Origin of the sequence: Bacteroides sp. AM10-21B (genome assembly GCF_003472565.1) — a bacterium.
GTDB lineage: Bacteria > Bacteroidota > Bacteroidia > Bacteroidales > Bacteroidaceae > Bacteroides > Bacteroides propionicigenes.
In genome coordinates, this window is record NZ_QRME01000007.1 from 1 (window position 1) to 23794 (window position 23794).

At 50.4% G+C, this 23794-nt stretch carries 19 protein-coding genes and 1 pseudogene; 7 read left to right on the top strand and 13 right to left on the bottom strand.

Translation table 11 applies throughout. From position 1 onward, the window contains the following. Positions 1-59: 59 nt before the first annotated feature. From DW121_RS10280 to DW121_RS10290, 3 genes are read right to left on the bottom strand one after another with little or no spacing between them, the layout of a single operon-like run. Positions 60-983 (bottom strand): DUF5119 domain-containing protein, encoded by a 924-nt coding sequence (locus tag DW121_RS10280; RefSeq protein ID WP_118323704.1) that lies wholly within the window; start codon positions 981-983, stop codon positions 60-62. A 32-nt stretch (positions 984-1015) separates the two neighbouring features. After that, the gene (locus DW121_RS10285) at positions 1016-1423 is read right to left on the bottom strand and encodes a hypothetical protein (RefSeq protein WP_147399672.1); all 408 of its coding nucleotides are present in this window, start codon (positions 1421-1423) and stop codon (positions 1016-1018) included. A gap of 6 nt (positions 1424-1429) precedes the next feature. Then, entirely contained in the window at positions 1430-2971 is a 1542-nt protein-coding gene (locus tag DW121_RS10290; RefSeq protein WP_147399673.1) for a DUF3575 domain-containing protein, read from the bottom strand. 566 nt (positions 2972-3537) lie between these two features. Between DW121_RS10290 and DW121_RS10295 the strand changes: the two genes are divergently transcribed. After that, positions 3538-3942 carry a hypothetical protein gene (locus tag DW121_RS10295; protein WP_118323707.1) on the top strand — a complete coding sequence of 135 codons (405 nt, stop codon included), beginning with the start codon at positions 3538-3540 and terminating at the stop codon, positions 3940-3942. Positions 3943-4072: 130 nt separating this feature from the next. Continuing rightward, a complete protein-coding gene (locus DW121_RS10300) occupies positions 4073-6292 on the top strand; it encodes a VapE domain-containing protein (protein WP_118323708.1) in 2220 nt (739 codons plus the stop codon). A gap of 247 nt (positions 6293-6539) precedes the next feature. Here the strand turns inward: DW121_RS10300 and DW121_RS10305 are convergent, their stop codons facing one another. Next, positions 6540-6776: a DUF4248 domain-containing protein gene (locus DW121_RS10305; protein ID WP_118322930.1), complete on the bottom strand. Its 237-nt coding sequence runs from the start codon at positions 6774-6776 to the stop codon at positions 6540-6542. A 129-nt stretch (positions 6777-6905) separates the two neighbouring features. On the opposite strand from DW121_RS10305, the pseudogene DW121_RS10310 reads away from it, so the two are divergent. The 4 genes and pseudogenes from DW121_RS10310 to pgl all read left to right on the top strand — a co-directional run. Continuing rightward, positions 6906-7052, top strand: a pseudogene (locus DW121_RS10310) (DNA-binding protein); the annotation flags it as partial. Positions 7053-7142: 90 nt separating this feature from the next. Beyond that, positions 7143-8618 (top strand): decarboxylating NADP(+)-dependent phosphogluconate dehydrogenase, encoded by a 1476-nt coding sequence (gene gnd, locus DW121_RS10315; protein ID WP_117710276.1) that lies wholly within the window; start codon positions 7143-7145, stop codon positions 8616-8618. A gap of 23 nt (positions 8619-8641) precedes the next feature. After that, positions 8642-10138: a glucose-6-phosphate dehydrogenase gene (gene zwf / locus DW121_RS10320; RefSeq protein WP_117710275.1), complete on the top strand. Its 1497-nt coding sequence runs from the start codon at positions 8642-8644 to the stop codon at positions 10136-10138. Beyond that, positions 10135-10842, top strand: coding sequence for a 6-phosphogluconolactonase (gene pgl / locus DW121_RS10325; RefSeq protein WP_118323709.1), 708 nt, complete (start codon positions 10135-10137; stop codon positions 10840-10842). The genes zwf and pgl overlap by 4 nt, the downstream gene beginning before the upstream one ends. Positions 10843-10846: 4 nt before the next feature. Here pgl and DW121_RS10330 read toward each other — a convergent pair whose 3' ends face one another. The 3 genes from DW121_RS10330 to DW121_RS10340 form a co-directional block, all read right to left on the bottom strand. Continuing rightward, positions 10847-11893 (bottom strand): DUF2776 family protein, encoded by a 1047-nt coding sequence (locus tag DW121_RS10330; RefSeq protein ID WP_117710273.1) that lies wholly within the window; start codon positions 11891-11893, stop codon positions 10847-10849. Positions 11894-11992: 99 nt separating this feature from the next. Continuing rightward, the gene (gene pdxH / locus DW121_RS10335) at positions 11993-12676 is read right to left on the bottom strand and encodes a pyridoxamine 5'-phosphate oxidase (RefSeq protein ID WP_118323710.1); all 684 of its coding nucleotides are present in this window, start codon (positions 12674-12676) and stop codon (positions 11993-11995) included. Positions 12677-12721: 45 nt separating this feature from the next. Next, positions 12722-13891: a DUF418 domain-containing protein gene (locus tag DW121_RS10340; protein WP_118323711.1), complete on the bottom strand. Its 1170-nt coding sequence runs from the start codon at positions 13889-13891 to the stop codon at positions 12722-12724. A gap of 220 nt (positions 13892-14111) precedes the next feature. On the opposite strand from DW121_RS10340, the gene DW121_RS10345 reads away from it, so the two are divergent. Continuing rightward, positions 14112-16775: a glycoside hydrolase family 3 C-terminal domain-containing protein gene (locus DW121_RS10345; RefSeq protein WP_117710270.1), complete on the top strand. Its 2664-nt coding sequence runs from the start codon at positions 14112-14114 to the stop codon at positions 16773-16775. A 382-nt stretch (positions 16776-17157) separates the two neighbouring features. Here the strand turns inward: DW121_RS10345 and DW121_RS10350 are convergent, their stop codons facing one another. From DW121_RS10350 to DW121_RS10375, 6 genes are all read right to left on the bottom strand, one after another. Next, positions 17158-17859, bottom strand: coding sequence for a LytR/AlgR family response regulator transcription factor (locus DW121_RS10350; protein WP_117710269.1), 702 nt, complete (start codon positions 17857-17859; stop codon positions 17158-17160). A gap of 1 nt (position 17860) precedes the next feature. After that, positions 17861-18928 carry a sensor histidine kinase gene (locus tag DW121_RS10355; RefSeq protein ID WP_117710268.1) on the bottom strand — a complete coding sequence of 356 codons (1068 nt, stop codon included), beginning with the start codon at positions 18926-18928 and terminating at the stop codon, positions 17861-17863. 29 nt (positions 18929-18957) lie between these two features. Further along, positions 18958-20178 carry an ABC transporter permease gene (locus DW121_RS10360; RefSeq protein WP_117710267.1) on the bottom strand — a complete coding sequence of 407 codons (1221 nt, stop codon included), beginning with the start codon at positions 20176-20178 and terminating at the stop codon, positions 18958-18960. 46 nt (positions 20179-20224) lie between these two features. Next, entirely contained in the window at positions 20225-20971 is a 747-nt protein-coding gene (locus DW121_RS10365) for an ABC transporter ATP-binding protein (RefSeq protein WP_118323712.1), read from the bottom strand. A gap of 27 nt (positions 20972-20998) precedes the next feature. Next, a complete protein-coding gene (locus DW121_RS10370) occupies positions 20999-22222 on the bottom strand; it encodes an efflux RND transporter periplasmic adaptor subunit (RefSeq protein ID WP_117710265.1) in 1224 nt (407 codons plus the stop codon). Positions 22223-22287: 65 nt separating this feature from the next. Next, positions 22288-23691, bottom strand: coding sequence for a TolC family protein (locus DW121_RS10375; RefSeq protein ID WP_118323713.1), 1404 nt, complete (start codon positions 23689-23691; stop codon positions 22288-22290). Positions 23692-23794: the final 103 nt, after the last annotated feature.

A 23794-nucleotide genomic window follows, 5' to 3' on the forward strand; every position in this document is an offset into this window, starting at 1 on the left:
ATCAAGAGAGTAGATTCTTCGCTACGCTCTGAATGACAGATAGTATATGTCTTGTTTTTCTATATTGGAATCTCCGTATCGGTTTCTTCCCCCCATTCCTCCACGTCGGCATCGAATCCTGATCCCTCTGAGGGGGTTACATCGGGCAGCGGGGGATTTACTTCGGCTTCAATTTTCAGCGTGATAACGCCGTTCCCGTCCGTATCTTCGCTGATTTCGAGGTTCTCCACCTGCCTTTCCACAACGGTCTTGTTGTCTTTCAGCAAGGCTTTCAGCTTTATTTTGGCTTCGTCCTGTGCGGGCATCCCGAAGAGCTGGAAGGTTCCGCTTAGTGTTCCCCCGGTTCCGGAATCCCCGTCGGGGGTGATGTCCTGCACCTCGAACTCCTGCATTCCCCTTTCGGCATGCTCTGTGCTCCCGTTGTGCAGGAGTATGGACAGGGGCACTCCGCTGAGCAGGCAGGTGGCTTGCTTTAGGTTTTGGATTCCCTCTATGTGCAGCTCCATCCTCACCGTGCGGGTGAGTGGGGCGGGTACGAGGTGCAGCTGCGCCGTCCTGTCCTTCACCTCGAAGCCGCGCATTACGGCGGAGGCCAGCTTGCCGGGTGCGGAGGTGATGACTCGCGTCTCGTTCCGTGTCTCGGTCTGCATGGTGTAGGCTTCGATGGTGTGCAGGTTGTCCTGCCCCCTGAATGCCACGGTTCCGAAGTCGTCGAAGGAGCGGTTGAATAGCAGTGCGTCGTAGCGTCCTTCGGGCAGCTGCACGGTGGAGCGGGTGCGGTCTCCCATCAGCGCCACGCGGGGCGCTCCTCCGTCCTGCGGGTATAAAATCAGGGTGGCCCCGTATCTGCTTTCCTCTTCCTGTCCTGCACGGCTCCAGTCTGCGGTCACGCTGATTTCTGCCTCGGTGTAGTAGGTTAGTTCCCTTCGCTGGCACGATGCGAGGGCGAGGGGCAACAATAAAAGCAAAACTGTATTCTTCATTTATTCTGTTTGATTCTGTTTGTTTTTTTATCCTAACAAAAGTCCGTTATCCGTATTTCGGACAGGTAGAGCCTTGTCATATAGTTTACCACTCCCAGTTTCTGCGCCACCTTTCCGTATCGGGAGTAGAACTCTTCGGTGGTTGGCTTGTTGCAGTCCAAGTGTCCGTCTGTGACCTGCAGCACGTCGAGCAGGGATATGTCGTGCAGGGGCCGGCAGAGGGCGTAGGCGATGCAGGGGTCGGCTATGCGGGTGTCGGTGTCGGCTATGCCGGCATCGGTATTGGTTGCAGGGCGTATCATCCCTTTCTGTTCGAGAAGCGCGCATATGTGGCGCAGCTCTTCGTGGGAGGACATTCCGCAGTGGGGTATGTTGCAGTGCTCGGCATGGGCTATGAGGTGCAGCAGGGCTATCGTTCTTTGGGTCAGGGGGGACAACATATGCTTTCATTTTTTTGTTTTCCGGTTGATGAGCCACACGAGTGATACTTTGAGTTTTGTGGGGCCCAGCCATGTGTATTCCCCGTTTTCCTGCCATAGCAGGGTCCGGTGGTTGTCTCGGGTGTGGTAGTGCCGGTAGTTGGTACGCAGCATTCCGATACCTATGTTGTACTCCAGCCTGAGGTTCCGGGCTATGGGGTGTGCGTAGCCGTAGCTGATTCCGGCTGCGATGAAGAATTCCCCCTGATAGCCTTTCGTGTCCCACTGGAGGTCGTATTTCCCTCCTCCTGCGTATAGTCCTGCGAAGTGTCCGGTGAGTGCTTGGCGCTTTTCTCTGTTTCCGAACCAGTATCGCCCTTCGAGCCCTCCCATGAGGAGTTGCAGGCAGTAACGGTCGTCGTTTATCAGCCACCACGGGAAGATATATTCGGCGTTGAGGGACCAGCGTTTTCCTATGGGGAGTTCCAGTTCGATGTTGGGCATGAGGGCGGCATCGAAGAGGAGGTTGGTTTTTAGGGCGAAGAGGGGGCGGGTATGGGTTGCAATGCTTGCATTGTTTGTAATACGTGCATTATCTGCAATACGTGCATTGTTTGTAATACCTGTGAGAGGAGATTCTTCGCTTCGCTCTGAATGACGAATGTCTGTGATATTGGTATTATTTGTAGCATTGGTATTATTTGTAATGCCTGTAATGCCTGTATTGTCTGTAATACCTGTGAGAGGGGATTCTTCGCTTCGCTCTGAATGACAAGTGTCTGTAACACCTGCATTATCCGCTCCGCTTGTTCCGGTTGCTTCCGCTTTGTCTTTCCCTGTCATTCTGAGCGTAAGCGAAGAATCTCTTCCCTCTGCGTTCATATACAGGGTATCTCTTCTCTCTGCGCTTATAGGCAGAGAATCTCTTCCCTCTGCGCTTATAGGCAGAGTATCTTTTCCTTCTGCACCCATATATACGGTACATATGGACGCGTTCCGCACTTGCGGCAATACTTGCCGTCTCAAGTACCCGTAGGGAATCCCCGCATCCAGTTTCTTCAAGAGGGCTTCTTTCCGGGATTCGGTGGCGTTCAGTTCGAGTATCTGCAATATCTCGTCCCGGCAGGGTAGTAGCGTGTCGTTGCCTATGGCTTCACGCAGGGCTTCCCAGCTCTCTGCCTGTGCGGAGGTGCGTATGCGGTGTTGCGGTATTCCGGGGTATTTCCATACGAGATATCCTTTTACGGCACGGGCGCGTTTCAGTGCAAGGCGTTGGTTGTAGGCTGCATTCCCTTCGGGCGAGGAGAATGCCCTGATGCGTATGGAGTCTATCCGCTCTGCCCCGTTTCTGTCCGCAAACAGTTTGTGCAGGGCAGCCAATGCCTGTTGGTTGTCCCGGTAGCCATAGTCTACTATGGAACGGTCGAAGCGGAAATGCAGCATCAGTTCTGTTTTTCGTTGGGAAACGGTACAAAAAGCATCTTTGTGTTTTTCATTCGCTTCCTGTGAATATACCGGAAAAGACAATGCCTGCATAAACCCTATGATTATCAAAGGTTTCAGGTTCATATGTGTTGATTGTTTGTTTGCTTGTATGCTTGCCTTTTTGGGGGCAAACTGTTTTTTAAACGTACGTCTAAAAAACACCTTTTTCGGGCCTTTTTTGCGTACCCGCTTTTATACTGATTCTTGCATAATACCGCTATTTTTATTCGGGACGTAAACGGCTGTGTAGTAGCGTAATAAAAAACATTTTATAAATTTATAAAAATAAAAGTATAAAAATATTTGCCACTCCGAAAAGTATGCCTACCTTTGTGTTTATTAAACGTACGTTTAAAAAACACTCCCGTTTTTGCAAAATATTCCTTACAACACATTTCCCCTTTTTTCCCCTGTTTTCCGTATTTTCTTTCCGGTGGTCCGACTTCCGCATATATAGTACATACGCGTATAGGCACGTGTGCGCGTATTCTCTTTATTTTTTTTCCGAAAAATCGCCGGGTGTATATAGAGGGGGGTATACCCTCCTCTCTTTATCTGTATTATCGGCGATTTTTTATATTTCCGTACAAGTTTTTGGGCACGTTTTTGCCCGCTTATAATTTATGTTTAACTTTGCGTGTTAATATTAATTGAAGTTTTCAAATGTTAAACGAAAAAAGAGAAAAAAGCATGAAAAGTACTATTTTAAAAAAGCGGAGCTGGTAGATTGCGACCGCTATGTGTTTGTTTTGAAAGACGGTGATGACGATGTATCCCGCATTGCCGCGGGTATTGACGTGATGTTGGACGGGCGGGTGCACATCGACACGTGCAAACAGCTTCTCTTTGAGGCGGTTGCCTGCCAGATACACCGCCATCAGGCTTTGGATTGTCCTGATTTCAGCATGAGTAGGGAGGTGCGTTGCTGGGCTAATCTCCTGCACGCTTTCTGCTTTGTGGAGAAAGACCGCGACCGTAGTTCGGAGATGAAGGCGCAATCCGTTGAGACCGCGCTGTACAACACCCTTGCGCGGCTCTTCCCCAAGGAGGAGTAGGCGCGCCGGTACGCATCCGAAATAAGTGGGGCGGACCCTCCCCACGGGGGGAGAGAGCTATTTTCGTATTCGGAAGCGTACCTTTACCTTTGCCCCCGTCAATGAAGACAAACTAAAAACAAATCGTTAAATGAATGACATCAAGATTACCGCTTACCGCGGTTTCTCCGCCGTTTCCGGCGAAACAAACCTCACCACCGTGATAACCAATATCCGCAACGGCGCCTACTTCCACACCGTCCAAAAGGTGGAACAGTACCTCCGCCTGGGCAACCTTGCCAAAGCGAACGCCGTGAAGAAACAGCTCCCTTTTTTCACGCTCACGGGAAATTACTCCTCGCTGCGGCAGGCGCACAGCCTGCTGCGCTACAACCCCGTCATCACCATAGACGTGGACGGCCTGGCGGACGACCGGGTGGATGCTGTCCGCCGGTTGCTCGAGGCTGACGCGGACGTGGTGGCGTGCTTCCTCACGCCCAAGCGCCACGGTTTCAAGATATTCCTGTACCTGCGTACGGAGTATGCCCGTCGCCTGCGCAAGACGACTTTCTCCGTACCCGTCATCACGTACGCCGAACTGGAGAACCACCATGCGCTGATGTACGAGTCGGCACGCCTGTACGTGGAGCGGCTCATCGGGCTGCCGGTGGATGTGAGCGGCAAGGACATCAGCCGCGGGTTCTTCGCCTCGTTTGATGCACAGGCGTACCTGAACACCTCCCTGCTGGCGGAGATTGAGGAGGTGACCACACGCGTGACGGTGCCGGAGAAAGCCGCTAAGGCGGGAGAGAGGAGGAAGAAAGCGGCGGCAGCGGAGCCGGCGGCAAAGATCCCGGCGGACGGCGGAACGCAGGAGCACAAGGTGCAGGAGGGCGACGAACCCTCCCTGCCTCCCGACATCGCTCCCTGGCATCTCATGGAATATAAAAAGGCACTCAACACCACCCGCCGCACGGAGAACTTCCGCAAGGGCAACCGCGACAACTTCCTCTTCATACTGGGCAACCGCTGCTTCCGCAAGGACATCCCCCAAGAGGTTGCCGCCGCCCTTGCCCGGCGGGACTTCCGGCAAGACGGTCTGGACGTGGATGCCGCCATCGGCAACGCCTACCTGTATGTGAGCAAGACCTGCGCCGCCGAGAAAGCGAAGGAGGAGAAAGTGCCCGCAGCGAGCCGCATCATGGACTTCCTTGCGCTGCGCTACCGTTTCCGCCGCAATACGGTGCTGGACCGTCTGGAGTTCTGCGAAACGGGAGACACCGGGCAGGAGGATGCCCGCACCGCGCCTCCCTCCTTCAGCCCCCTGCGCCTGAAAGACCTGAACTCCATCTATGTGGGCCTGCTGACTGAGGGCATCAGCTGCTCGCTGAACACGCTGAGGGCCATTGTGGACTCGGACTACGCGCCTTTGTTCAACCCCTTCGAGGACTACCTGCTGAACCTCCCGGCATGGGACGGCGCCACGGACTACATCGGCGGACTGGCGGATACGGTGCAGACGGCGGACAGGGAGTTCTGGCGCGAGAGTTTCCGCCGCTGGCTGGTAGGCTCTGTAGCTTGTGCGCTGGACGGGAAGAAGGTGAACCAGCTTGTGCTGATACTCTTCGGCGGCCAGGGCAAGGGCAAGAGCACGTGGATAAGCCGGCTGCTGCCGCCCGAATGGAGCGAGTACTACCATACGGGCATGATTTCTCCGGACAGCAAGGACGACATGCTGCTGCTCTCCACCCGCTACCTCATCAACATGGAGGAGTTTCAGGGCGTGAGGCCTTCGGACCTCGCGGGGCTGAAGCGCATCATCACGCAGGAGAGCGTGACGCTGCGCAAGGTGTACGATACGCAGGCCTTCTGTTTTGCGCGCCATGCCTCGTTCATAGCCAGCACGAACAAGCGCCAGTGCCTGCAGGACATTGACGGCAACCGCCGTTTCCTCCCCTCGGAGGTGCTTTCTGTGGACTACGGGCGTCCCGTGAACTATCAGGGTGTCTACTCTCAGGCGATGTCACTGCTGGACAGCGGCTTCCGCTATTGGTACGAGGGCGACGAGATAGACTGCCTGAACACGCATAACGAACGCCACCGCATGAAGGACCCGGTGGAGGAGAACCTGTTCGTCTTCTTCCGCCGCCCCCTTCCGGAGGACTTGTCGGTGCAGTGGATGCCTGCCTCCGCCATCCTCACTCACCTCACCATTTACGGCAAGGTGCAGGTGAACCGGCAGACGCAACAGGAATTGGTGCAGGCGCTCGAGAAGTATGACTTCGAGACGCGCACCAACAATCAGGGCAGTACGGAGTATGGGGTGGTGAAGTACCAATCGGACGAGGTGGAACGGAACTTCAGGCAATAGGTGTACATCAAAAAAAGTTTTGCCTGTGGTGCAAAGTCCGTTTGATGTATATCAAATGGGATTTGCAAGACAGGCAATTGTAGTTTATGCAGATTTTGGGGATGTCTGTCATTCAGAGGGTGTCCTGTCATTCAGAGCGAAGCGAAGAATCTCTTCCCTGTATTATAAGAGAAAGTAGATTCTTCGCTTCGCTCTGAATGACAGGATACGCTCAGGATGACAGACACCCTCTGAATGACAGATAGTTTTACGGCTCTCCGAGCGTCTCCACAATCATCCTCACCTGCCTCCTCGTATAGCGGTGGTCTCCGGGCCCTTCTCCCGCACTGTACATGGCGTTGTACAGTGCGGGGTTTCTCTTTATCCAATAGCGCATCTTGCGCATGGCGGGCACAAGCGGCATATCGGGATTGTACAGGTGTGCCAACTCCGATTTCCGGTAGGAACGGATAATGAACGGCTCTTCAATGCAATGGTTTTCCATCTTCTTTTTTTGTTTTAAGTGGTTGATAATAGCTGTTTTTACTCTCTTAAATGTAGCTCAAATATACGGAAAAATCATGGATTACGGAAGTAAAAAGCGTATTATAATCGGTTGAAATTCAATGGAATCGTAAAACCGAACCTTACTTCCACGCGTGCCGGGGAGAAGATTGAATTTCTCGATGTGCAGGCAGCGATAGACGGTGAAAACTCCGGTGGCGGCGGCAATGGCGGCGGGATTCCCGACGAGGGGGATAAGAACAATCCGCTCGGATAGTAAATTTGTAATATGGAATAATTTCAAACTTGACATGAACAAACGGGCGTTACTTTTTGTTTCAACTATGAAGATAAAATTTACAAGTATATGGAGACTTTAAATAAAACTGACATTGGACTAATAGGTCTTGCCGTAATGGGAGAGAATCTCGCACTGAATATGGCAGACAAGGGCTGGCAAGTTTCGGTTTATAACCGTACGGTTCCGGGGATTGAAGAAGGCGTGGTGGAACGTTTCATAAACGGGCGCGCACGGGGTAAAAATATTAGAGGCTATACGGATATGGCACGCTTTGTGGAATCTGTTGCCACTCCACGCAAAATAATGATGATGGTTCGTGCAGGCAGTGCCGTGGACGAACTGATGGAACAACTCTTTCCGCTGCTGTCGCCGGGAGATATACTGATAGACGGCGGCAACTCCAACTACGAAGATACCAACCGCCGCGTGGCGCTGGCGGAGGAGAAAGGTTTCCGCTTTGTAGGCGCAGGCGTTTCGGGCGGTGAAGAGGGTGCGCTGAACGGCGCTTCCATCATGCCGGGCGGCTCGGTGAGCGCATGGGAGGATGTGAAACCCGTCTTGCAGAGCATCGCCGCCAAAGCATCCGACGGCACGCCCTGCTGCCAGTGGGTGGGACCTGCGGGCTCCGGTCACTTTGTCAAGATGATTCATAACGGAATAGAATACGGCGATATGCAGCTTATCTCCGAAGCCTACTGGGTGATGAAGAACCTGCTGAAGCTGGATAACGAGGAGATGTCCTCCGTCTTTTCCCATTGGAACGAAGGCAAGCTGCGCAGCTATCTTGTTGAGATTACCGCCCGCATCCTGCAACATAAGGATAAGTCCGGCGGCTATCTGATAGACAAGATTCTGGACGCTGCCGGGCAAAAAGGAACCGGCAAATGGTCGGTAATCAATGCGATGGAACTGGGCATGCCGTTGGGACTGATTGCCACAGCGGTCTTTGAACGAAGCCTGTCGGCACAAAAAGGCCTGCGCGAAGCGGCATCCAAGCATTTTGCGTGCCAACGCACGGATGTGGTGTACAACAAACCCGAAATGGTGAAGGACATTTACTCGGCGCTGTATGCGTCCAAGCTGGTGTCCTATGCACAAGGTTTTGCCGTGCTGCAACGCGCTTCGGACGCTTTCGGGTGGAACCTCGACCTCGCCTCCATCGCCCGTATGTGGCGGGGCGGCTGCATCATCCGCAGCATCTTCCTGAACGACATTGCCGCCGCCTTTGAACAAAGCGAAAAACCGCGGCATCTCCTGCTCGCCCCTTACTTCAGCAATGAGATGAAACAGCTGCTTTCCGGCTGGAAGCACTTGGTGGCGCACGCCATGAAGGAGGAACTTCCGGTTCCCGCCTTCTCGTCGGCATTGAACTATTTCTATTCACTCGTTTCAGCCAAGCTGCCTGCAAATATGATTCAAGCGCAGCGCGACTACTTCGGAGCGCATACCTTTGAACGTGTGGACGAGCTGAGAGGACAATTCTTCCATGAGAACTGGACGGGACACGGAGGAGATACGAAGTCGGGGACATATAATGTATAGAGTGGGGGAAAAACATAAAAACTATGAATAGATTTGTGATGATAATTTTCGGCGCTTCCGGAGACCTGACGAAGCGTAAATTGATGCCGGCGCTGTACACCTTGTACAAGGATAACCGCCTGCCGGAAGATTTCTCTATTTTGGGTATCGGACGTACCGAGTATCAGGACGATACCTACCGTACTTACATCCGGACAGAGTTGGAACGTTTTGTTTCGGCAAAGGAACATACTGCCGAACATATGGCGGGGTTCTGCAACCGGTTGCACTATCTTTCGCTGAATCCCGCCGAAGCCGCCGATTACGGCAAGCTGGACACCCGCCTGCAAGAACTGACGGGCGAACGGGAACCGGACGGAATGCTGTATTATCTGGCTACGCCGCCGTCCCTGTACGGCGTGATTCCCCTCCACCTCAAAGCCGCCCGGCTGAACCGGCCCCATACACGCATCATCGTGGAGAAGCCCTTCGGCTACGACCTTGAGTCGGCGCGCGAACTGAACCGTATCTATGCCTCGGCGTTCGAGGAACATCAGATTTACCGCATAGACCACTTTCTGGGCAAGGAAACGGCACAGAATATCCTCGCTTTCCGCTTTGCCAACGGTATCTTCGAACCGCTTTGGAACCGTAACTACATAGACTATGTGGAGATTACAGCGGTGGAGAATCTGGGCATCGAACAGCGGGGCGGCTTCTACGAAGGAACCGGAGCGTTGCGTGACATGGTGCAGAACCACCTCATCCAACTGGTGGCGCTCACAGCCATGGAGCCCCCCGCCGTATTCAACGCCGATAACTTCCGCAACGAAGTGGTGAAAGTGTACGAATCTCTCTCGCCGCTGACCGAGGAAGACCTCAACGAGCATATCGTGAGAGGACAATACACGGCGTCAGCCACCAAACCCGGCTATCGCGAAGAGAAGAATGTGGCCCCCGACTCACGCACCGAAACGTACATCGCCATGAAAATCGGCATCGAGAACTGGCGTTGGAGCGGCGTCCCCTTCTACATACGCACCGGAAAACAGATGCCCACCAAAGTAACCGAAATCGTGGTGCACTTCCGCGAGACACCCCACCAGATGTTCCGTTGTGAAGGCGGTAACTGCCCGCGCGCCAACAAACTGATTCTGCGCCTGCAACCCAATGAGGGCATCGTGCTGAAGTTCGGCATGAAAGTGCCGGGCCCGGGGTTCGATGTGAAACAAGTGATGATGGACTTCAGCTATTCCGACTTGGGCGGCCTGCCCACCGGAGACGCGTATGCCCGCCTGATAGAAGACTGCATACTGGGAGACCAGACGCTCTTTACGCGCAGCGATGCCGTGGATGCGTCATGGCGTTTCTTCAACCCTGTGCTGAGATATTGGCAGGAACATCCTGACGCCCCGCTATACGGCTATCCTGTGGGAACATGGGGCCCTTTGGAGAGTGAAGCTATGATGAATGAGCATGGAGCCGAATGGACAAACCCATGCAAGAATTTGACCAATACCGATGAATACTGCGAATTATGAAAAGTTATATATATCCAGCTGCAACTACTACAGCACGTGCTCTTATACGCTACATTATAGATATGATGAACCGTGAGCCGGAGAGAATCTTTTACATTGCTTTCAGTGGAGGGACGACCCCCTGCCTGATGTTTGACATTTGGGCGCATGAGTACCGCGAGGAAACCCCATGGATGCGAATGCGCATCTTCTGGGTGGATGAGCGTTGCGTACCCGTGCACGACTCGGACAGCAACTACGGCAATATGCTGCGCCTGCTGCTGCAGGAGGTGGGTATGCCGGACGAGTTCGTATTTCCCATCTGCGGAGTCTGCCGCCACCCGGAGAAAGAAGCGAAACGCTATTCGGACTTGGTGTTCAGCACCGTACCGCTGCGTCGGGGCTTCCCCTCCTTTGACATGGTGCTGCTGGGTGCAGGAGATGACGGACATACGTCTTCCATCTTCCCCGGACAGGAACACCTGCTCTCTTCCTTCCTGCCGTACGCGGAAAGCATAAATCCTTATAACGGCCAACCGCGTATTGCCATGACAGGCTGCCTGCTCTTTGCCGCCAAGAAGATTGTATTCCTGATTACCGGCAAGAGCAAGGCAAAAGTGGTATATGACATCCTGAAATCGGGCGACATCGGTCCCGCAGCCTATGTGGCGCATCACGCCGAAGACGTGGATGTATTTACGGACATAGAGGTAGAGTCCCGGTAAGCGGTCACCCTTTAGAGGTACCGCTCTCCAGTATGCTTACTATGGAGAAGAGTGTGAAACAAATGCCGCCCAAGCCCGCCAGTACGCGTGCAGGCACGAAATAGACATCGTGTATGCCCGCCGCTTCGAAAAGAAAGGCGGACAGAAACAGGCAGAGAAGCGCAGTGAATACAGGTATCAGCGGGATTCGGCTTGCCAGCTTGAAGGTGTTGCGCCAGATTGCCGCCAACAGTATGACTTTGCTCGAAATACTGTAACAGACCAATCCCAATCCTATCATTATATATCCTATGGAGGACCTTGCAGGATTGGGATTGGCCATTACCAGCAAGCCCCAAAAAATGCTCAGCGTTCCCGCCGCAAGCACCATCACAGGCCACCATTTGCGCTCGGTGTGCGAATAGCTGTTGCGTATCTGGCGTACGATGGTGGCGACCAGTGCCACGAGAGCGGTGCAAATGCAGGAAATTCCCGCCATGACGTGTCCGGCAACGTAGTAGGCATTGTGCACACCGCTCTGCGCAAGTAACCGGAAAGTCCATATCCAAGCGGCAAGCGCCAGTAGAGCCGCAACACCGATAAGGATGTTGCCCTGCGTGGCGGTAAATGCCTGCGGGGGAGTATTGTGTCCCGTAGCATTGGAATTGGCGGGGATAAGGGTAAAACGGGTGGAGGAGGTGGCGGTAGTTGCCACGCAAGCGGTGATGAAAGCCACGCCGCAAATGACGTGTCCGGCAACGAAACGGGCGGCAGTGGAAGTCTCGCCGATATATTCCCACCCGTAGATGAAGGTCAGCAAGGCAGCCAGATAACCCAAAACGGGCAGGGCGTATTTGGCAACCGTGCTGTAAGTGTGGATAATCTGCCGGATAATGGTTGCCGCCGTTGCAAACAAAGCAATGCAAATCATTCCCAACGACATCACCACCGGGCCGGCTACATACTTGGCAGAGTCCGTCCCCATATCGAGCACGAAAGCCCCGTAGCCGAAACAAAACAAAGCCATCAACAGAGGTATGGCACGAAAAAGAATACTGATTCCATAATTCATAACTATCTTCTTTTAAGTTTTCTCCCTCTAACAGTAGCATTCTGACTTTGTTTCTCCTTTTAAGTTTTATTTATAGGATATAATGCTTGGCAGGTTAAATCAAGGCGCAAGACGTACGATTTCCCAACTTCCGGATTCCGGATGGGGAGAGGCGGCAGGGTGGGAGCGTTCTCCTTCCCGGAGAGTGTAGAGGAAACGGTCGTGCAGCCGGTTTTCTCTCCCCTGCCAGAACTCGAAACGGGTAGGGGTGACGGCGAAACCACCCCAGTTGCCGGGACGCTGTACGGTCTGTCCCGCCAGTTTAACGGCTTCCTTTACAAAGGCGCGGATAATCTCCCTGCGACTGTTGATGGCATGACTCTGCGGAGACACCCTTGCGCCAATCTTACTCTTGTAGGGCCTGGTGGAGAAGTAGGCATCCGATTCCTGCGGGGAACATTTTACAGCTGTCCCCTCGATGTGTACCTGCCTCTCCAGCTTATGCCAGACGAAAGAGAGGGATATGCGGGGATTCGCCGCAAGCTGTTGCCCCTTGCGGCTTTCGTAGTTGGTATAGAAAATGAACCTGCCGTTCTCCACACCTTTCAGCAATACGGTGCGGGTGGAGGGATGTCCGTCCGGAGAGACGGTGGCTACAATCATGGCGGTAGGCTCGTCTTCACCGCAATGCAGGGCATCATCGAGCCAACGGGCAAACTGCCCGAAGGGGTTTTCCGATACCGTATTCCGTGTCAGCTTACCTTTCTTGTATTCTTTTCGTATGTCCGAGAGTGGTGTGTCCATATTGTCTTCATTTGTAATTATAACAATAAAGGACCGAAAAGGTTGTTACTTCAGCCAAGTGGCACGCTTCCACAGATACTCCAACGGCCCGTGCGTATGGCGCTTCATCCACCAACGGCAGAAAGCGAGTTGCAGTACAAAAAGCCCGATGCCTGCCAGACAACTGGCGGTGATGCCCCAGTGAGTATGGAGGCCCAGCCCCCAGTTATAGAACAGGAAAGAACCGATGATGCTCTGCGTGATGTAGTTCGTGAGGCTCATCTTCCCGTAAGGGGTAATCTTCATCATCAGCCCGCGCAGATTGGTCCGGTAGAAAGCGAAGATGACGCCCGAAACCAGTACCAGCATGAATGAGAACTTGGACAGGGAAGTGATAATAAGGCTCAGCGGAGCAAGCACAGACTTGTCAGCGATGAAGTCCGGCAACATATTGCCCAGCCCGTACAGCGGGAAGAAAGCGACAAGGGCACCGCAAAGCACCTTATTCCAGAACTTTATGTTCTCTTGCAGGAAAAGCCCCCGACGGCCTATCAGCATACCGAACAGGAAGAGCGCAGCCGTCTGGAACACGCGGGCATTGTCCCAAGCCCAAGCAAGACTGGCGAGCTGCCCCTCCCACAGATTGACACGCAGGGTTTCGAGGAACGTTCCGTGGCTCTGCATCTCGAAAGTGGCCTGCCAGAAACTATCCGACGGAATGGACGGTGTCACGAAAGAGGAGTCCGCGCAAGCGCGTATCACGTAGTAAAGCGGCAACGGCTGTATCAACAGTACGCAGCCCAAGAGGAAGACCCATTTGTCTTTCATCCGGCAAGTCAGCGGCAGGATGAAGCCCATCAGTGAATAAAGCACCAACACCTCGCCCGTAAAAAAAGCGGCATTGAAATTGCCGATGATGAACAGTAGTACCAACCGCCAACAGAAACGTAAACGGAAATCATTGCCGCGTACACGCCGGTTATTGTCTTGGACGAAGAAACTGAACCCGAATAGCAATGCGAACACAGCGTATGCCTTCCCGCCGAACATGAAGAAAAGCCCGTCCCAAATGGCCTTATCGGAGAAATTGAGCCACGCGCTCTGAGTGGCGGTGTCCGGATAGGAATAGAAATTGAAATGTTCGATAGAGTGCAAAACGATGATGCCCATAACGGCAAGCCCGCGCAGCGCATCGGCTACGTCAACCCTTGTGTGTTTTTCTAACTTTTGTGTCATGATATCAGTGTAAATATATTAGAGATAAATGCTTTTTTGTATTAAAAATGCAAATATAGAATTTATTATCTGATTTTGAAAAATCATAATCAGTGCAAAAAGTTTAATCAATGTAATATTACTCTAACTTTTCTTCTTATTACTTCGTAATATTATTTTTTTTTATTTTATTTGTATATCACAATCAATCCATTTTTTTTATTAAAACACTAAAAACAACATGACAAAAAAGAGTATCTTATTATGTGGTGTGCTGGCTCTCCTTCTATGGACAGCATGCTCGGAAACAGAGAAGTATCAGTATCCGTTTCAGAATCCTAAACTAAAAGTAGAAGAACGTGTTGACAATTTGATGTCGTTGCTCACCCTCCAAGAGAAAGTCAGCATGATGATTAACCGTTCATTGGCTATCGAGCGATTGGGTATTCCTGCCTATAATTGGTGGGGAGAAGCCTGCCACGGTCTGATAGCAGGCGGAGTTACCGTATTTCCTCAATCCATCGCATTGGCCGCCACTTTTGATGACCCTTCACAGCTGACCACCTATACAATGGTGTCGGACGAAGCGCGTGCACGCTACAACACCTTGCCGCTTGACGGTGATATAGGTCCCTACGTATCAGCCATCCCTAATCTTACTTTTTGGGCTCCAAATATCAACATCTTCCGAGACCCCCGTTGGGGAAGAGGTCAAGAAACTTATGGAGAGGATCCCTTCCTGATGTCAAGAATGGGCTTAAATGTCGTATTGGGAATGCAAGGCGATGATGAACATTATTATAAAACACACGCCTGTGCCAAACATTATGGAGTACATAGTGGTCCAGAACCACTACGCCATGAATTCAATGCCGTGGTTTCGATGCGTGACTTATGGGAAACGTATCTCCCTGCTTTCGAGACACTGGTAGTTAAAGGAAATGTACGTGAAGTAATGTGTGCATACAGTGCCTATGAAGGTGAACCATGCTGTGCCAGCAATCGTTTATTGGTGGATATATTACGTAATCGCTGGGGATTTGACGGAATGGTGGTAAGCGACTGCGATGCCATCAATGACTTTTATGTGAAAGGTCGCCACGAGACACATCCGAATGCAGCCGCAGCCAGTGCAGATGCAGTACTGACCGGTACAGACCTGGAATGCGGACGAAGCTACAATGCATTGATAGAAGCCGTAGAGAAAGGCATCATCAAGGAAAAAGATTTAGACGTTTCTTTGCGCCGTATCCTTACCGAACGTTTTCGCTTAGGATTACTGGACCCTGCCAAATATGTACCTTATTCCAAAATACCGGGCAGTGTGATTGATTGTCAGGAACATCGGGACCATGCTTTGAAGATGGCTCACGAATCACAGGTTCTCTTAAAAAATGAAGGTAACATACTGCCATTGGACAAAAACATCAAATCTATTGCCGTAGTTGGTCCTAACATCAACGACTCCATTATGATGCGTGGCAACTACAGCGGCTCGCCTACTCATTGCATCACCATTTTGCAAGGTCTTCAAAACAAGCTGCCCAATACTCGTATCATCTCCGAGCGTGGCAGTGAAATCGATTCTGATTATTTGCAAATACCGCAAATACACCTGGTAAAGCATGATACACAAAAAGGATTTTTGGCCCAATACTATGCCACACCCGACTTTTCAGGAGAAGTAATCAATACAAGCCATACAGAAACAATCAACTTCCGTACAGAAGGCGGATACGGTTTTGGAAAAGATGTACCTTCTTCAGATTTTAGCGCCAAATATTCCGGAACATACGTTCCTGATTTCACCGGTACTCTTTGCTTCTCTGTCAGGGGTGACAATTATGTACTAAAGGTTAATAATAAAAAGATAGGCGAATATGCTCCCAAGGAGTTGTCGTTTAAATATACTCCGGGGATGGAACTTACAGAAGCTCAACGCCGAGAGTTTACTGCATCTATGAAAGGCAGACGTGGTTCCATTTATACACTTCAAGTAAAAGAAGGCGAAACCTATCAGATTGCCCTTGACTATAAATCCGGTAAAGAAGGAAGAGTCTCACAACTCTCTGTTGATATGTATGAACGCAAACTGGCGGAATTTGAGGAATTGAAAGAGAAAATTAAGGATGTTGAGGTCATTATATATGTAGGTGGAATTACTCCCACACAAGAAGGTGAAGGACATGAGCGTGCGAGAATTGAGTTGCCTGATGTGCAAAAGCGTTTCTTAAAAGCAATGCGCGAAACCGGCAAACCTGTAATCTATGTAAACTGTTCCGGTAGTGCCGTAGCATTAGCTGACATTGATTATGCATACGATGCACTTTTGCAAGCTTGGTATCCGGGTCAAGAAGGAGGTACAGCCGTTGCCGACGTACTGTTTGGAGATTATAATCCTTCCGGAAAACTTCCGGTAACATTCTACAAGTCAACGGAACAGTTACCCGAATTCACCAATTACAGCATGGATAACCGTACTTATCGCTATTTTAAAGGTGAACCTCAATATGCATTTGGTTATGGGTTGAGTTATACAAATTTTAAATTTGGTGCAGCAACCCTCTCTTCCAATTCTATTAAGGCTGGTGAGAAAGTAGAAATTACCATTCCTGTAACCAATGCCGGTAAAATGGATGGTGCTGAAATAGTACAAGTATATGTTAAAAGTCTGACCAATCCTAATGCACCTATCAAATCACTTAAAGGCTACGTACGTCAGGATATAAAAGCGGGTAAAAGTGAAAAGGTGAAAATCACACTCGAACCTGAATCGTTTGCTTATTATAATGCAGATGTGGACGGATTGAAAATTTTCCCCGGTAAATATCAAATATTGTATGGTAATTCCTCGCGGGATATAGACTTAAAGTCATTGGATTTGGAAGTTACACCTGCCGTATAATAAGCGAATGATGTAACAGCATTCTTTAACGGATCACTTCCTTGCTATATATAGCAATAGAAAGACAGAATTTGGGGATATTCCTTAAAATTAGAACATAAGGAATATCCCTATTCTTTTGCATTATAACTATTATCTTTGCCCCATGACTTACAAAAAGGCTTTATTAGTATAAGCCTATAAATAAAAGCACTTCCAACGTTCGCTTACGGAGGAAGTGCTTACACAAAAACTAAACTAGACTTAACTAAACTATTCTATTGGGGGAGTTTCACAACTCCTATCTGTTCGCCGCAAAGGTAAAAAAACATCTTTTAATATGCAATAGGATATTATTAGAAATCGACCATTTTCAATAAAATATATACGAATGGGTGTCTTTTTAACTCCTTTTATTAAGAAAATCTTGAAAAACTTGCTTATAGCTGTCACTGATAGGAATGTAGTTCTTGCCAAAGACAATACGTCCGCGGTCGATGATACGTATTTTATCCTTTTGGACAATGTAGGAACGGTGTACACGCATGAAGCGCGAAGCGGGCAGAAGTTCTTCCATGGATTTCATGCTCATGAGTGAGAGGATGGGCTTGGGAGAGTTCTCTTCGTAGATTTTGATATAGTCTTTCAGCCCTTCGATGTAAAGGATGTTTTTCAGCTCCACTTGTACAAGCTTGTAATCGCTTTTTACGAAGATACTTTCGATTTCCTCTTTGGGTTGTTGCAAGAGTTCAAACCATTGTACGGCCTTATTGGCGGCTTGCAGGAAATCTACATACGAGATGGGTTTCAGCAAGTAGTCGAGCGCATTGACCTTGTAGCCATCTATGGCATATTGGTCGAAGGCGGTGGTGAAAACAACGCGGGTATGCGTATCTACCATTTTAGAGAACTCCAGCCCGTTGAGTTCGGGCATTTGGATGTCGAGGAACAGAAGGTCGACAGCCTTGTCCGACAGGTCGTTCATAGCCTGTACCGCACTGGAGTATTTACCTGTGAGTTCTAAAAACGGGGTTTTGTTGGCGTAACTCTCCAAAAGATTCAGGGCCAACGGTTCGTCATCTACAATTGCGCACTTCAAATTCATATTATCCGTGATTGATTACTAATACTGATTTATATTCTTTTCCATCCTCACTTACGCCATGCAGCCATTGGTACTGACCGGGGTAGGTCAGCTCCAAACGCTTGTGCACCTGTTCCAGACCGATGCCGCTTCCACTCTTGTCGGCTTCGTCTTTAGGGTGGTGGCTATTGGCGATTTCACACCGTACCTCATCGGCGCTTTCACTGAAGTAGATGCGGATATAACTGGGCTCGGTGGGAGAGATGCCATGCTTGAACGCATTCTCTATAAGAGAAATAAATATCAGCGGAGCAATCTCCGTAGGGCTGTCCGGACGAATGTCGAAACGTGTTTCGACGGTAACATTGGAGGAGAGGCGGATGCGCATCAGTGCGATGTAATTCTTGATGAAATCCATTTCTTTGCCCAATGCTACGAAGTTTTGCTGATTATCGTAGAGTACGTGACGCAGAAGGCGGCTCAGTTCTTGTACGGCAACTTGCGCCTTGTCCGCATCAAAGGCTATGAGGGCATAGATGTTGTTCAGCGTATTGAGCAAGAAATGAGGATTGAGCTGATTGCGCAGGTTCTTCAATTCCGCTTCCGTACGACTTTTCTCGGCTTCGCGACGGGCGGCTTCTACTTGTACCCAACGCCCGCTAAGGCGGATAGCCGCACTCAACCCTACGGTAAGTATCATGGAGAATAAATCGCGCATGATGAATATCCACTTCGGCGGTCCCATGTGTCGTCTGCCCTCGTTCGCGTCTTTTACATAAGTATGGAATGCGTACTCCTGCCAGAAGTGCACTCCGGCGGTAACACAGACTATCAGCAAGACGTTCAGCAACAGATATTTCCTGATGCGCCCCTCGAACAGGTAATGAGGAATGAGGAAACAGTAGTTACTGTAGAACACAATGAGGAACGAGAGCGGAACGACACTGCCATGACGCAGATATTCCATCAGCGTAATGGTGAATCCGCTGCGTGTCATCATCACGAAAGGAAATGCAAACACAATTCCCCAGCCGATGATGTGAATCAGGGCTTCAATGATGCGTGAACGTGAGTAGAGAAATTGTTTCATATGAATGCAAAGATAGTCTTTTTTAGCGATTACTCATACCGTATAGCTTCTATCGGATCCAAGTCTGCGGCTTTTTTGGCAGGATACCACCCGAAGAACACTCCCGTCACCGTACAAACGGCGAAACTGAGGAACACGCTCCACGCTTGTATGTAAATGGGCCAATGAGCCACACTCTTCACTATCCAGCTTGCACCGCAGCCGATAATGACACCGATAAGTCCGCCTGTGATACTGATAAGGATGGCTTCAATAAGGAACTGCGACAGAATATCCACCCCTCTGGCACCCACACTCATACGCAAGCCGATTTCACGGGTGCGCTCCGTTACGGACACATACATGATGTTCATAATACCGATGCCGCCTACTACCAGCGATATGCCTGCAATGCAGGCGAGTAGCGTGGTCATCAGGTCGGTGGTGGTATTCAGCATCGAACTGAGCTCCTGCTGGCTGCGTATGGTGAAATCATCGTCGTCATTGTCTTTCAGCTTATGGTTGCGACGCAGAATTTTGGTAATTTCATCGGTGGCATTGTCCGTCATGTCCTCGGTGAGTGCGGAGGCGAAGATGCCTTGCAGGTAGGTCTGAGCAAGCAAACGCTTCATTACGGTGGTGTAAGGGGCAAGTACAACGTCGTCTTGGTCCATACCCATACTGTTGTAACCTTTTGCCTTGAGTACACCCACCACGCGGAAAGGCACTTGGTTGAAGCGGATAATGCGTCCTACGGGGTCCTCTCCATTGGGGAAAAGATTATCCTGTATCGTCTTGCCGATGACACATACTTTGGCGGAGGTCTGTATATCGGTTTCGGTAAACATCGTGCCGTTGTCCACCGTAAGCTGCCTGATTTCGAGATAGTCCGTACCTACGCCGCTTACAGAAGAGGGGTAGTTGTTGTTGCCCGCGATAAGCTGTCCCGAAGAGGAGACGTTGGGGCTGACTGCAGACAGGAAGTTCGTTTCGTTGCGTAGCGCCTCGTAGTCGGCAAGCTTTAGTGTCTGCATGGCACTGGGGTCTTGGCGGACACCGCCACGCATATCCGCTCCCGGATGAATCATTATCATATTAGAGCCCATTTCGGAGATTTGCGCCTGAATACTTTTCTTCGAACCTTGCCCGATAGCGAGCATCGTGATGACGGATGCCACACCGATGATGATGCCCAACATGGTAAGGAATGCCCGCAGCTTATTGTTGGCAAGTGCCCGGAGAGCTATTTTGAAAAGGTTGGTTCCATTCATTAGTTTACTGTTTTATGAAATTATTTTAGTCTTACACGAAACTGTGTTAATCATCCTCTTGCTTGGGCAATGCCGCCAATGTCTCGGCGGCATTCAGAATATCGGGATTGACTTTGTCATCTTTCACTTGTCCGTCGCGCAATACGATGTTGCGGCTGCTGTATTGGGCTATCTCCGGATTGTGCGTTACGAAGATGATGGTACGTCCCTCGGTATGCAGCTTTTGGAAAAGCACCAGAATCTCGAAAGAGGTTCGTGTGTCCAGATTACCGGTGGCTTCGTCTGCCAATATTACGGCAGGATCGTTCACCAGTGCGCGGGCAATGGCCACACGTTGCATCTGACCGCCGGACATCTGATTGGACTTGTGTTCCAGACGGTCGCCCAGTCCTACGGCTTTCAGTGCTTCAACAGCCCGTTTGCGGCGTTCGGAAGCCGATATGGAGGAGTTGTACATCAACGGCAATTCCACGTTCTCTACGGCTGTAGTTTTGGGCAGCAAGTTGTAGTTTTGGAAAACGAAACCGATTTTACGGTTGCGAAGTACGGCACGTTGGGACTTGCTCATGGTGCGGACGGAGATACCGTCTAACAGGTACTCGCCTACCGTAGGTGTGTCCAGACAGCCGAGTATGTTCAACAACGTTGACTTTCCCGAACCGGATGTACCCATAATCGTGACGAACTCTCCTTCACTGATGGAAAACGATACGCCCCGCAGTGCATGTACCGTTTCGTCTCCCACATGGAAGTTGCGCTTTATATTCTGAAGTTCAATTACGGCTTTGCTCATGATTAATGATATATGTTTGTAAAATTATCATTTACTCTTCTTCTTGTTTCCTCCCGGAGGACCCGGCATGAAAGGGCTCTTCTCGCCGCTTGCTTCCTGTGGCATACCTGCTACACCTTCTCCCGGCATACGTCCTATGGTGGCTTCAGTCACTACCACTGCGCCTTCATTGATGCCGCTGATAATTTCCGTGTTGATGCCGTTGGAAATGCCCACCACTACCGGATGCGCGGTGAATGTATTCCCTTCACGAGTCCAGAGTTTGTACTCGCCATGACAGTCTTTCACGATGTCATCGTCACCGATAAGCGGCTTTTCGGGAGTGAAGCGAAGAGCACGCGCAGGAACGGAAAGAACATCTTTACGGTCGAGCGTGTAAATCGTGACATTCGCCGTCAGACGAGGTTTCAGCTTCAGGTCGGGGTTGGGGGCGGAGATAACCACTTCGTAGGTAACGACTGTTGTGGATGTGCCGGTAGAGCTTGTAGAACTGTCCTCTCCCAAACGGATTTGCGTTACAGTACCTTCAAACGTATCGTTAGGATAAGCATCTACGGTAAATGTTACGCGCTGCCCTTCTTCCACACCGCCTATATCGGCTTCATCCACATCGGCCACCACCTGCATCTGTGTCAGGTCGGCGGCAATGGTAAACAGGGTAGGAGTCTCAAAGCCGGATGCCACCGTCTGTCCTTCTTCTACCGCACGGTTGATGACTACCCCGTCAATGGGCGAGGTGATTGTAGCGTATGACAGGTTGCGCTCCGCCTTTGCCAGCGATGCCTGGCTGCTTTCGTAGTTGCTTTTGGCTTTCTCGTAATTGTAGACAGACTGCTCGTAATCGGTGTCACTGATGAGTTGTTTCTCGTGCAATCCCCGGTTGCGTTCGTAGTTCTTTTTCTGATACTCGTATTCAGCTTTTGCACCGTTGTATGCGGCACGTTGTGAAGCCACCTCGCTTTGCAGTGTCACGCGGTCCATTTCAGCTATTAGCTGGCCTTTGGTGACTACGGAATTGTAATCGGCATATATTTTGTCGATGATGCCGCTGACCTGCGTGCCGACTTCCACTTCTGTTACCGGTTCGATTGTGCCGGTGGCGGTTACCGATTCCGATATCTCACCTTTGGTTACGGTGGCTGTCTCATAGGTCACCTTATGCTTGGCTTTGGAGCCGCCGAAGAGCCAGAAGCCTGCACAGGCCACTACAACGACAATTGCAGTGATGAGGATAATTTTCTTCTTGTTCATACTCTATATGTCTTTATTGATTTGTTTAATCTTACTTGATATATCTTTTTACTTTCGGAGATTTATTAGAGCGCAATCTTCTCTCCCTGATAAAACATCAACAGTTGCGTGTTCAGTATCGCCATGTATTTGGCTTGTAGCATTTCCTGCTGTGCGCTGAGTAGGTTACTCTTCTCTGTCAGAAGTTCCACGGTGTTCTTCATGCCGAGGTTGAACTGCTCTTGAATGAGGTCGTAACTGATTTGTGTGCTGCGCAGCTTCTCTATGGCAGCCACATAACGCTGCTGGGCACTGTTGGCATCCAGCCACAATCCTTCAATGGTCTTGTACAGGGCTTTCTGATTGTCCAGTAAGTCCAGTTCGCTGGATTGCTTCTGGATTTTGGCTTTCTGTACGGCGCTTTTGGTTTGGCGGTTGTTGAAGATAGGTACGCTTACAGTTACTCCCAGTGAGTTGTTCCAATTCTGTTTGATTTGTTCACCAAAGGTGAAGTCGTTGCCGTTGGTGTTGGTGCTTCCTATGCCTGCACTTAAACTGACGGTGGGAATGTAGCCGGAACGGGCGATGTTGATATCAAGTTCCGAGGCCTTGACGTTCAGTCTGCCTGCCTCGATTTCAGGACGTAAAGTGAGGGCGGAACGATATACATCTGTCTTTGAGGGTAACGGAGACAATACATTCTCATCGCCGAGTGTAGGGATGTAGAGGTTCATTTCTTCTTCGCCGTCCAGTTCGAGAAGCTGCTTCAGTTGCAACTTATAGTCTTGCAGAGTGGCTTGTGCGGTTACCAACTGATATTTGTCTGTACTGACTTGCGCTTCCAGTTGGGCGAGGTCGCTCTTGGCGATGCTTCCTGCTGCAAGCAAGGCACGTGCCCGTTCGCATTCCGCCCGGCTGACATCGAGGGTTGCTTCGTTCACTTTGACGGCTTCGGCGGCATAGAGTATCTGTACATAGGTCTGCGTGATGCTTTCTTCGATACTGTTCTCTGTTTCCGCTACGTTCAATTCGGCGATACGGTTGTTCATGCGTTGTTGTTTCAGGGTGTTCAGCCGCTTGCTGCCGTTGTAGAGTGTCCAATTGGCATCTATACCGTAGCTGCCGTTATAGCTGGTCTTGCTTTGGCTGCTGGTGATGTTGTCACCGTCAATAATCGTGCTGACTTCGCTATTGGGACGGTTTACAATACGTTGGCTTACAGATGCCGTAAGGCTGGGGAAGAGGGCTGCTTTGGCAGTCTTTACATCCACTTCACTACTTTCAGCATTGAGACGGTTCTTGCGAAGGGTGATGTTCTGCTGTAAAGCGTAGTCAATGCAAGTCTGCAAATCCCATTGTGCAGGAAGTGCGTGCACGCTGTCCTGTTGCTGTACACCGGTGACGGCATCTTGCGCCTGCAGCGTTATATTGCAGGTACAAGTACTTGCCACACACAGCGACACCATTGTCAATCTTCTTACGTTTATCATATTACCTAAGTTCTATAGTTTTTTACTTTGACAAAGGTATGCGGCGCTCTTGAAAGCCGCAAAAACAATAGATGTTGACCGGATTTGTGTCGGCTGATTACTT

What these genes read in the sequence shown, in the direction of transcription:
- DW121_RS10330 (WP_117710273.1), bottom strand. Translation starts at nt 11,893, where the DNA reads ATGAATTATGGAATCAGTATTCTTTTTCGTGCCATACCTCTGTTGATG.
- pgl (WP_118323709.1), top strand. Translation starts at nt 10,135, where the DNA reads ATGAAAAGTTATATATATCCAGCTGCAACTACTACAGCACGTGCTCTT.
- zwf (WP_117710275.1), top strand. Translation starts at nt 8,642, where the DNA reads ATGAATAGATTTGTGATGATAATTTTCGGCGCTTCCGGAGACCTGACG.
- pdxH (WP_118323710.1), bottom strand. Translation starts at nt 12,676, where the DNA reads ATGGACACACCACTCTCGGACATACGAAAAGAATACAAGAAAGGTAAG.
- DW121_RS10370 (WP_117710265.1), bottom strand. Translation starts at nt 22,222, where the DNA reads ATGAACAAGAAGAAAATTATCCTCATCACTGCAATTGTCGTTGTAGTG.
- DW121_RS10340 (WP_118323711.1), bottom strand. Translation starts at nt 13,891, where the DNA reads ATGACACAAAAGTTAGAAAAACACACAAGGGTTGACGTAGCCGATGCG.
- DW121_RS10280 (WP_118323704.1), bottom strand. Translation starts at nt 983, where the DNA reads ATGAAGAATACAGTTTTGCTTTTATTGTTGCCCCTCGCCCTCGCATCG.
- DW121_RS10305 (WP_118322930.1), bottom strand. Translation starts at nt 6,776, where the DNA reads ATGGAAAACCATTGCATTGAAGAGCCGTTCATTATCCGTTCCTACCGG.
- DW121_RS10360 (WP_117710267.1), bottom strand. Translation starts at nt 20,178, where the DNA reads ATGAATGGAACCAACCTTTTCAAAATAGCTCTCCGGGCACTTGCCAAC.
- DW121_RS10355 (WP_117710268.1), bottom strand. Translation starts at nt 18,928, where the DNA reads ATGAAACAATTTCTCTACTCACGTTCACGCATCATTGAAGCCCTGATT.
- DW121_RS10345 (WP_117710270.1), top strand. Translation starts at nt 14,112, where the DNA reads ATGACAAAAAAGAGTATCTTATTATGTGGTGTGCTGGCTCTCCTTCTA.
- gnd (WP_117710276.1), top strand. Translation starts at nt 7,143, where the DNA reads ATGGAGACTTTAAATAAAACTGACATTGGACTAATAGGTCTTGCCGTA.
- DW121_RS10375 (WP_118323713.1), bottom strand. Translation starts at nt 23,691, where the DNA reads ATGATAAACGTAAGAAGATTGACAATGGTGTCGCTGTGTGTGGCAAGT.
- DW121_RS10350 (WP_117710269.1), bottom strand. Translation starts at nt 17,859, where the DNA reads ATGAATTTGAAGTGCGCAATTGTAGATGACGAACCGTTGGCCCTGAAT.
- DW121_RS10290 (WP_147399673.1), bottom strand. Translation starts at nt 2,971, where the DNA reads ATGAACCTGAAACCTTTGATAATCATAGGGTTTATGCAGGCATTGTCT.
- DW121_RS10365 (WP_118323712.1), bottom strand. Translation starts at nt 20,971, where the DNA reads ATGAGCAAAGCCGTAATTGAACTTCAGAATATAAAGCGCAACTTCCAT.
- DW121_RS10285 (WP_147399672.1), bottom strand. Translation starts at nt 1,423, where the DNA reads ATGTTGTCCCCCCTGACCCAAAGAACGATAGCCCTGCTGCACCTCATA.
- DW121_RS10300 (WP_118323708.1), top strand. Translation starts at nt 4,073, where the DNA reads ATGAATGACATCAAGATTACCGCTTACCGCGGTTTCTCCGCCGTTTCC.